General features: G+C 72.1%; 3 protein-coding genes. All 3 read left to right on the top strand.

All coding sequences use genetic code 11. The features are described from left to right. The first annotated feature begins 130 nt into the window (after positions 1–130). Positions 131–631: a nitroreductase family protein gene (locus GUY59_RS48120; RefSeq protein ID WP_201762169.1), complete on the top strand. Its 501-nt coding sequence runs from the start codon at positions 131–133 to the stop codon at positions 629–631. Beyond that, complete coding sequence (locus GUY59_RS46680) at positions 628–1476, top strand: aldo/keto reductase (protein ID WP_138208791.1); 849 nt, start codon at positions 628–630, stop codon at positions 1474–1476. Before GUY59_RS48120 ends, GUY59_RS46680 begins: the two co-directional genes overlap by 4 nt. 293 nt (positions 1477–1769) lie before the next feature. After that, on the top strand, positions 1770–2521 hold a 752-nt coding region (locus tag GUY59_RS46675), incomplete at its 3' end, for a hypothetical protein (RefSeq protein ID WP_161715129.1).

The raw sequence follows: 2521 nt of genomic DNA, 5'->3' as shown, positions 1-2521 counted from the left end.
CATCCCGCGGACTTGAGCCGACGGATCGGCTGCATGGGGTTTCGTCCCCAATCGAGGTCGGAAGACCGGTGCGCGGTTGACTCCGAGAAGCCGTGGATGGCCCAACCCCGACTGACTTCGAAGAGCCGACATGGGGCCGCCCCAATGGGCCGACCTCGGCATGTATCTGCAGACCGTCATGTTGCTGCTCCGAGCCGAGGGGCTGCACAGTTGCCCGCAGATGGCGTGGTCGGTGTACCGCAAGACCGTCGCGGAGGTCCTGCACCCTCCGGACGAGCTCATCCTCTTCTGCGGCATCTCCGTCGGCTTCGAGGACGTCACGGTGGACCACGTCCGCACGGGCCGCGCGCCGCTCGAGGAGACGGTCACGTTCGTCCACAGTTCCGGCCCGGCGATCGCCTGCGGCACGCTCCAGGGGATCCCCTGGAGCGGCCGTCGCCGGCCGGTGCCCGCCACCGTCTCGACCCGCCGAGCGCGGACGCCGCTCCAGCACGCCGCCGCGGTCGATGCACGCGTACGAGCAGACCAGGACAGCGCACCGCCGCTCCAGCGGGCCGCGCCGGGCCCCGCCAGAGGGAGGCCGGCTCGGCCTCCCCAGAGAACCCACATCACAGCACATGGAGAGACATGACCAGCCAGTTCCCCCTCGGCGGCGACCTGACGACCGACCGGCTCGGCTTCGGCGCCATGCGCCTGCCCCAATCCCGTCCGGGCGAGCCCGCCCGCGATCCCGAGACCGGCCGCGCCGTCCTGCGCCGCGCCGTAGAACTCGGCGTCAACCACATCGACACCGCCGACTTCTGCCGCAGCCAGGACGGCTCCGTACGCGCCAACACCCTGATCCGCGAAGCCCTCGCCCCCTACCCTGACAACCTCGTCATCGCCACCAAAGTCGGCCCCGTCCCCACCCCCGGCGGTCTCGGCCAAGGCACCTCCGCCGACCTCCGGCCCCAGGTGGAAGCCAACCTCCAGAGTCTCGGCCTCGACCGCCTCGACCTGGTCTACCTCCGCGTCGGCACCACGACACCGCCACACGGCGAATCACTCGCCGAACGCTTCGAGACACTCGCCGCCCTGCGCGAAGAAGGCCTGATCCGCCACCTGGGCGTCAGCAACATCGACGCCCACCACCTCGCCGAGGCCCGCACGATCGCTCCCGTCGCAGCCGTCCAGAACCACTTCCACATCGCCGGCCGGGACGAGGCAGCCATCCTGGACACCTGCACCCAAGCCGGCATCGCCTTCGTCCCCTTCTTCCCACTCGGCGGCGGTAGGACCGATATCAACCACCCCGCCGTGGCCAAGGTCGCCGGACGCCACAACGCCACCGTCCACCAGATCGCCCTGGCATGGCTCCTGGCCATGTCCCCCGTCACCCTGGCCATTCCCGGCACCAGCTCCGTGGCCCATCTCGAAGCCAACCTCGCCGCCCGATCCATCACCCTCACCGAGGAAGACCTCGCCGACCTCGCCTGAGCAGCGAGGACGTCGGGCGCTCCGCGCAGCCCGCGTCGTCCTCGCGCATGCGGCTGCGCACCTGCTCCTCAACCCTCACACCGTCGCTCACCACCTCTACAAGGCGTTCCCCAAGCTGGGCGTGACCTCGCGGATGGAACTGGCCGCCCTGCTCCACGACCGTCCACCGCCCTGACGCGGAAGACCCGACGAGGCCCTTGCCTGTTCATACCGGGCGCGATCGTCCGTTAAGCCGTTCGCAAGCGGTGACCGGGATCATCGACCCGTGTCGGAACATCGAGTGGGGAGGGATCGTGGGCACGCCATCTGAGGAGCAGATCGGCGGCAACACGCTCATCGCGGAGCTCGGGCGGGACGGCGACGCGGTCATCTATCTGGCACGCACGCCGGCCGGGTGGCAGGTCGTCGTCAGGACCTTCGCCGCGGACGCAGCAGGTGAGGCGGCCTTCGACGCCGCCGCGCTGCCCGGGCTGGAGCGCGACCTCGCCGCGTCCCGCAGGGTCGGCTCGCCGTTCGTCGCCGGCGTCCTGGGCGGCGACGTCCGCGCGGCGCGGCCGTACGTGGTGCGGGCGCACGTCGAGGGCGAGACGCTGGGCCAGGCGCTGGAGCGCGGCCCCTTCGCCGGACCCGGGCTGTGGCGCATGGCGGGCGAGATCGCGGCCGGGCTGCACGCGATCTACCAGGCGGGGGTACGCCGTAGCGGCCTCACCCCCGACAGCGTGACCCTCGGGCCTCAAGGGCTGCGGATCACCGACTTCGGCCCGGCGGCCACCGCTCCCCTCGCCGCCCCCCGACCCGAGTACGTCGCGCCTGAGCAGGAGCCCTCCCAGGCCGCCGAGGTCTTCACGTGGGGCCGGATCGTGGCGTGCGCCGCGAGCGGCAACCCGTCGCCTGCCGCCGAGGACCTCGACGCGCTGGACGGACCGCTGCGCGAGCTCGTGTCCGCCGCCGTGGACGCCAACCCGGCGGCCCGTCCCGGACTGGACGAGGTCGTCGCGGTCCTGCGCGGCGCCCCCATGGCGCCCCCACACGCCCCGCCGTCGGC

Source organism: Nonomuraea sp. K271, from assembly GCF_009908215.1.
Lineage (GTDB): Bacteria > Actinomycetota > Actinomycetes > Streptosporangiales > Streptosporangiaceae > Nonomuraea > Nonomuraea longispora.
This window is presented reverse-complemented; position numbering and strand designations above follow the sequence as displayed.